Here is a 7560-nt window from a genome sequence, read left to right on the forward strand (position 1 = left end):
TTTGAAACAAGAGTTTTGGAAAAATTTCTGGCATCTGTTTCGCGGATACTGGAATTCAGAAGAAAAATGGAAGGCACGGGGACTTTTAGCCATCGTCATTGGCCTGAATTTTGCCTCGGTCTATGTACTGGTGCAGCTAAACAGCTGGTATAATGTCTTTTATAATGCCCTGCAGCAGTATCAGGCAGAATCGTTCTGGTCGCTTATTGCAGAATTTACAGGTCTTGCGTTCCTCTATATCATCTTGGCTGTTTATGCGATTTATCTGCGTCAGATGCTGCAGATTAAATGGCGTACGTGGATGACGGACCGCTATCTTGATGACTGGATGAACAAGCAGGTCTATTACCGGCTTCAGGTCCTGCGCAGTGATACGGATAACCCGGACCAGCGAATCAGCGAGGATATCAATCAATTTGTCTCGCTGACTCTGCAGCTGCTCGTGGGTGTTCTCAAGCAGATCACGACACTCGGCGCCTTTGGCGTGGTGCTCTGGAATCTTTCCGGTGCCTTTACCGTGCCGATTGGCAGTCATGAATTTGTCATTTATGGGTATATGTTCTGGTTCTCGCTCATTTATTCGGTGCTCGGCACGATTGGCGTGCATTTTGTCGGCCGCAAACTTATTGGGCTCAATTTTGACCAGCAGCGTTACGAAGCCGATTTTCGTTTCAATATGATGCGCGTGCGCGAGAACAGCGAGAGCATCGCTTTTTACCGCGGCGAACAGCCGGAGTCCGTGGGGTTTGCGGAACGCTTTGCTAAGGTCATCAAAAACTACTGGCAGCTCATGCGTCGGACAAAACTCTTGAACTTTTATGTTAACGGCTACGGGCAGCTGGCCATCATCGTGCCGCTCGTCATGGCGGCACCGCAGTATTTTGCCGGCACGATGACACTCGGCGGTCTGATGCAGACTTCTTCCGCTTTCGGCCGCGTGCAGAATGCACTTTCCTACTTTGTTTCGGTTTACGATACCATCGCGCAGCTTGCAGCTGTCATCCGCCGTCTTGCAAGCTTTACAAATCATATGGAAGGGGCAGAAGATATCGAAAGCGAAGTGGTGCGTGAAAATGCTTCAACGGATGACCTTTCCCTGCGTGATTTTGATGTCAAACTGCCGGACGGCCGCGTGCTGCTGTCTGACTGCAATCTGACGCTCAAGGCCGGGGACCGTCTGCTGATTACCGGTGCTTCCGGCTGCGGCAAGAGTACATTTTTGCGCACGCTGGCTGGCATTTGGCCCTATGGTGAGGGCAAAGTGGAGATTCCGGCTAAGAGCAGGATCCTGTTTTTGCCGCAGAAACCGTATCTGCCGCTTGGCAGTCTCAGGAGAGCCCTGTATTATCCTCTCAGTGCGTCGGGGCCGGAAGAAAATCTCAAAGAGGCTCTGCGCAAAGTCGGACTGGCTGACTTTATCCCACGCCTTGACGATATCGACGACTGGAGCCGCATCCTTTCTCTTGGCGAGCAGCAGCGTCTGGCTTTTGCCCGCATCCTGCTCGTAAAGCCCGACTGGGTCTTCCTTGATGAGGCGACTTCGGCTCTCGATGAACCGCGCGAACAGGAAATGTACGAACTCGTGCGCAGGGAACTGCCGCATACGGGTATCGTCAGTGTCGGCCATCGTTCGACACTTTTCCGGCAGCATCAGGAAGAACTCCATCTCATGGGGGACGGCAGCTGGCAGTGCCGTCCGGTAACGGTCTGATAAACAGAAGAACACAGATATTTCATCAATAGGATTTGTTTATTTTCCGATTGGTTTTAGAACCAATCGGATTTTTTTATGCAGATATTGCAGGATCTGTCGTATAAAAAGCCTGTGATTCTATATGAATGTTGGTTTTTCTGCTATTTCAGAAGATAATTCAATTATAAATCAAATAAAAACATAAAAAATAAAGAAAAAAATGTTGACTTTTATCATCGCTGGGAATATAATAACTCATGTAAGAACAAAGATAAACAAAGCAATAACAAAATAATAATAAGCGTTTTTGAGTGTGTTGCTTCATCGAAAGGGATGGAAATATGTCAGAAACAAAGTATTATCTGGCTGTTGATATCGGCGCTTCGAGCGGTCGGCATATCCTGGGCTGGGTTGACAAAGGCAAGATCCGCATCGAGGAGATTTACCGATTCGAAAACAAGCTCGTCAAACAAAATGGTCATCTTTGCTGGGATCTTGAGCACCTTTTCCATGAGGTTGCGGAGGGCCTTAAGAAATGCAGGGAACTCGACCGCATTCCGGAGAGCGTCGGCATTGACACCTGGGGCGTTGATTTTGTCCTGCTCGATAAGAACGGCAATATCATCGGCAATACCGTAGCGTACCGCGATGGCCGCACGAAAGGCATGGATCAAGAGGTATACAAGGTTATCTCCGAATCGGAACTTTACGGGCGCAACGGTATCCAAAAGCAGCTGTTCAATTCCATTTATCAGCTCATGGCAATCAAAAAAGAAACACCAAAAGCACTGGAAAAAGCAGAACGTTTTTTGATGATCCCATAATATCTCAACTATCGCCTGACGGGCGTAGCCATGAATGAGTATACAAATGCCACAACATCACAGCTTGTTAATGCAAAAACACAGGACTGGGATTTTGAGCTTCTCGAGATGCTCGGACTACCAACGAAGATCTTTGGTGAGCTCAATATGCCGAAAACGCTGGTCGGACCGCTTTCAAAAGAAATGAGTGAACGCGTCGGCTTCACGACAAACGTTGTACTGCCGGCTACGCACGACACGGGTTCAGCCGTCATGGCAGTGCCGACGAATTCGGACGACAGCATTTACCTGAGTTCCGGTACCTGGTCGCTCATGGGCATTGAACGATTGATTCCGGACTGCACGGAAAAGAGCCGCAAGCATAACTTCACGAACGAGGGCGGTTATCATCACCGTTACCGTTATCTCAAGAACATCATGGGCATGTGGATGATGCAGAACCTGCGCCGCGAGTTCAAACATAAATACACGTTTGAAGAGCTTTACGAGCTCGCGCATATCGGCCGTTATTTCACATCGACCGTCGATGTCAATGACGAATCCTTCCTCGCGCCGGAAAGCATGATCAAGGCACTGCAGGACTACTGCGAGAAGACGGGACAGGAAAAACCGGAAACGGAATGCGAACTTCTCTACTGCGTCTACAAGAGTCTGGCGAACTGTTACGCCAAGACCGTCGCGGAAATCGAAGAGGTCACGGGCCGTACCTACGATACGATCCATGTGGTCGGCGGCGGCTGTCAGGATAAATTCCTCGACCGTCTGCTCGTGGAGACGACGGGCAAAGAGGTTTATGCCGGTCCGGTTGAAGCGACGGCCATCGGCAATATCATGGCCCAGATGCTGCGTGACAAGGTCTTTGAAGACCTTAAGGAAGCGCGTCAGGTCGTGGCAAAATCGTTCGATGTCAAGCGCATCGAGAATACATTTGAATAATATTAGGAGGTTTTCATAATGTCGAGATTTGAAGATGCAAAAGAAGCGTATGCAGCCATTGGCGTGGACGTTGAAGCTGCCCTGAAAAAACTGCAGGGAGTGCGCATTTCCATGCACTGCTGGCAGGGCGATGATGTCCTTGGCTTTGACTCGGATGCCCTGACGGGCGGCATTGCCACGACAGGCAATTATCCGGGCCGTGCACGCAATCCGGAAGAGCTCATGGCGGATATCAAGAAGGCATATTCCCTGATTCCGGGCAAGCATAAACTCAATCTGCATGCTTCCTACCGCATCACGGATGAAAAAGTCGACCGCGATAAGATTGAGCCGAAACATTTCAAGGCTTGGGTTGACTTTGCGAAGGAAGAAGGCATCGGCCTTGATTTCAACCCGACGTTCTTCAGCCACAAGAACGTCAAGAACAACATGACGCTTTCGAGCCCTGATAAGGATATCCGCGACTTCTGGATTGCCCATGGCAAAGCCTGCCGTAAGATTGCAAACTACTTCGGCGAAGAGCTTGGCATCACGGCGCTCGATAACATCTGGATTCCGGATGGCACGAAGGATGTGCCGGCTGACCGTATCGGACCGCGTCAGCGCCTCAAGGAATCCCTCGATGAGATTCTTTCCGTCAAATATGACCGCAAGAACATCGCGGATTCGGTCGAAGGCAAGGTCTTCGGCATCGGCGTGGAATCGTATACGGTCGGTTCGCATGAGTTCTACATGAACTACGCTGCGAAGAACGGCATCATGTGCCTGCTCGATACGGGCCATTATCATCCGACGGAAGTCGTTTCGGACAAGATTTCCTCTATGCTGCTCTTTAACGACAGCCTTGCTCTGCACGTCAGCCGTCCGGTCCGTTGGGACAGTGACCATGTCATCAAACTCGACGATGAGCTCAAGGAACTCGCGACGGAACTCGTCCGCTGCGATGCCCTCGACAAGGTATTTATTGGCCTCGACTTCTTCGATGCCAGCATCAACCGCATCGCGGCTTGGGTCATCGGCATGCGCAATATGCAGAAAGCCTTGCTCTATGGTCTGCTGACGCCGAATAAGGAACTCAAGGAAGCACAGGATCAGGCCGATTTCACGCGTGTCCTGCAGGGATTGGAGGAAATCAAGACGCTGCCGTTCGGCGATGTCTGGGCCGAGTTCTGCAAACGCAATGATGTTCCAGTTGACGGCCAGTGGTATCCGGTTGTCAAGGAATACGAGAAGGACGTTCTGTTCAAGAGATAATCAAAGTTTTGCTATAAAGAGGTAATGTGTCATGGATATCAAGGACTCAAAATTCATGGAGGGCTTCAAACGCCTGACGGCCGATGCCTTCCAGAAGGGCTGGCATGAGCGCAACGGCGGCAACCTGACGTACCGCGTCAAACCGGAAGACGTCGAGGCGGTCAAGGAATCCCTGCACGAAGTCAAAGAGTGGAAGCCGATTGGCAATACGGTGCCGGGGCTTGCTGGCGAGTATTTCCTCGTCACGGGCAGCGGCAAGTACATGCGCAATGTAGCATTGGCTCCTGAGGAAAATACCGCACTCATCAAGATTGATGAGAAGGGCGAGAATTACGGCATCGTCTGGGGCCTCGTCAACGGTGGCCGTCCGACAAGTGAACTGCCGACGCATCTTGCGGCTCACGAGCTCAAGAAAAAGATGACGAACGGCACGAACCGCATCATCTATCATGCTCATCCGACGAATCTCATCGCGCTGACGTTTGTCCTGCCGCTCAAGGATAAGGAATTTACGCGTGCGCTTTGGGAAATGGCCACGGAAGATCCGGTCATCTTCCCGGAAGGCATCGGCGTTGTGCCGTGGATGGTACCGGGCGGCAAGGAGATTGCCGATGCATCCGTCAAGCTCATGGAGAAATACCGCGTTATCGTTTGGGCACATCATGGCCTGTTCGTCTGCGGCGATGACTTCGATGAAGCGTTTGGCCTCATGGATACGGTCGAGAAGGCTTCGGAAATCTGCGTCAAAGTCCTTTCGATGGGCGGCAAGAAGCAGACCATCCCGCGTGAGGGCTTCATCCAGCTCGCGAAGGATTTCCACATTAACCTGAATACGGACCTTTTGGACTAAATGAATCGGATTGCGGCAGGAGAAATGAACTGCTCCTGCCGCCATTCCTAAAACCTTAATTGACTTAATATTCATAAGCAAAAATGAATTTTGGGGATCATAGGAGGAATTATAATGTTAGGTGTCAAAATTGATTACCACATGTCCGCCTGGAAAAAGACCCTGATTGCCGGCCTCATCAGTTATATCGATGCTGGTTCAATCGTAGCAGGTGCTTCCGGTCTTTCCATGTGGCAGGATTATCTCGGCATGAGCAGCGTACAGATGGGCCTTTTGGCCGCGCTTTCCTCGAACACAGGCGGTGCAGCTATCGGTGCCCTGATCGGCGGCAAGATTTGTGATAAGTACGGACGTAAATTCGTTTATAACTACGCACTGCTCATTTACATGATCGGCGTACTGATGATCTGCCTCGCAACGAACTATCCAATGTTCCTGCTCGGCTATGTCGTTGTCGGCCTGATGGTCGGTGCCGATGTCGTTGCTTCCTGGACGTTCATCGCCGAAGAAGCTCCTTCGAAGGACCGTGCTAAGCATTGCGGTTCCGCGCAGGTTGCCTGGATGCTCGGCCCAGTTGTCGTCTTCCTCGCATCTATCCCGCTCAACTCGATGTTCGGTCTCCTCGGCAACCGCATTATCTTCGCTCATTTGATTGTAGTCGCCGGCTGGATTTGGTATCAGCGCCTGAAAATGCCGGAGTCGACAGAATGGACGGAAGCGCATAAACGCGAACAGGAACTTGAGGCCAAAGGCGTCAAAGTCCGCAAAGTCCATTACCGCGATATCCTTCATGGCACCTGCCTCAAGACGGTTGTCATGCTCTGCGCCGTTTACACGCTCTGGAACCTCGCAGCCAGCACGAATGGTTTCTTTATGCCGTACATTTACGAGCATGTCGGCAAACTTTCGAATTCCATGTCCCTGCTCCTGACGGCTACGAACTTTGCCGTCTGCATCCTGACGACATTCATTTTCATGTACACGGGTGATAAATTCAATCGCCGTAAGATCTTTGGCATTTTTTCCGGACTTGGCGTTATCAGCTGGTTTGTCTGGGCTCTGCCGGCTGACATGCTGCAGATGTGGATGCTCGTATTCTTTACCGTTTTCTGGGGATTTTCGATGCAGCAGCAGTTCTATCAGCTCTGGAGTTCCGAACTCTTCCCGGTTCGCTATCGTGCAACGGCACAGGGCTTCACGTTCTTTGTTACGCGTTTTTCGGCCGCTATCTGGGGCTTCCTTGTTCCAATCCTCATGGAGACGGTTGGTTTCCAGGTCGCTGCGATGATCATGATTGGCTTTGTTTTCGTCAGCTGGGTTGCCGGCACGTTCTTCGGTTCGGATGCCCGCGGTATGACGCTTGATGAAGTCACGAAACAGCGTTATGGCAATGAAATCGATGAAAATGGCTGGTTTGTTGATTCTGCTGAGCAGAATGCCAGCACGATGCATCCGGCAGGAAAATAACAGATGTTGATTCACGATTTTAGGTAATCTGTATCAATAAAGGGCCTTCGCCTTTTCGGCTGACTTCTTTTGACAGACAAATGGAGAAGCAGGGGGAAGGCTCTTTTCTTTCTTTTTAGGAGGTCTTTTCGATGGAACGTTTTGCATGGAAAGCTACGGTCAAGGATGGCAAACTCGAGGAGTACAAGTATCGTCATGCTCATATCTGGCCGGAGATGAAACAGGTGCTCAAGGAAGCTGGCATTTCAAATTATACGATCTGGAATGTCGGTAATGAGCTCTTTGGTTATTTTGAATGCGAAAAGGGCGTGGCCTACGCTGAGAAGTATCAGGCAGAAAGCCCCGTTGTGGATAAATGGAATGAATATATGAAAGATGTCATGGTCATGGAAATGGATCCGAAGACGGGTGCACAGCCAAAGATGCAGCAGGTATTCTTCCTGCCTTGAACTTGCTCATCCACTTGATATCTTTTCCTAAAGTAACAGCACTTTACAACTTTTGAAGCAAAATAAAATCGCATAGCCTCCCTCGCG

5 protein-coding genes and 1 pseudogene are annotated in these 7560 nt (G+C 50.4%); all 6 read left to right on the forward strand.

Going from position 1 to position 7560, the window contains the following annotated elements:
• Nucleotide 1: 1 nt before the first annotated feature.
• The 6 genes and pseudogenes from ACI4OH_RS08265 to ACI4OH_RS08295 all read left to right on the forward strand — a co-directional run bounded on the left by ACI4OH_RS08265 (nucleotide 2) and on the right by ACI4OH_RS08295 (nucleotide 7473).
• Complete coding sequence (locus ACI4OH_RS08265; protein WP_435720830.1) at nucleotides 2-1711, forward strand: ABC transporter ATP-binding protein/permease; 1710 nt, start codon at nucleotides 2-4, stop codon at nucleotides 1709-1711.
• 323 nt (nucleotides 1712-2034) lie between these two features.
• Nucleotides 2035-3453, forward strand: a pseudogene (gene rhaB / locus ACI4OH_RS11860) (rhamnulokinase).
• 18 nt (nucleotides 3454-3471) lie between these two features.
• Nucleotides 3472-4707: an L-rhamnose isomerase gene (locus ACI4OH_RS08280; protein ID WP_435720828.1), complete on the forward strand. Its 1236-nt coding sequence runs from the start codon at nucleotides 3472-3474 to the stop codon at nucleotides 4705-4707.
• A 31-nt stretch (nucleotides 4708-4738) separates the two neighbouring features.
• Nucleotides 4739-5557, forward strand: a complete 819-nt coding sequence (rhaD, locus tag ACI4OH_RS08285; RefSeq protein WP_435720827.1) for a rhamnulose-1-phosphate aldolase — start codon at nucleotides 4739-4741, stop codon at nucleotides 5555-5557.
• Nucleotides 5558-5671: 114 nt separating this feature from the next.
• Nucleotides 5672-7024, forward strand: coding sequence for an MFS transporter (locus ACI4OH_RS08290; protein ID WP_435720826.1), 1353 nt, complete (start codon nucleotides 5672-5674; stop codon nucleotides 7022-7024).
• A gap of 131 nt (nucleotides 7025-7155) precedes the next feature.
• Nucleotides 7156-7473 carry an L-rhamnose mutarotase gene (locus ACI4OH_RS08295; protein WP_118015612.1) on the forward strand — a complete coding sequence of 106 codons (318 nt, stop codon included), beginning with the start codon at nucleotides 7156-7158 and terminating at the stop codon, nucleotides 7471-7473.
• Nucleotides 7474-7560 lie beyond the last annotated feature (87 nt).

Source organism: Mitsuokella apri (genome assembly GCF_051886055.1).
Taxonomy (GTDB): Bacteria; Bacillota; Negativicutes; order Selenomonadales; family Selenomonadaceae; genus Mitsuokella.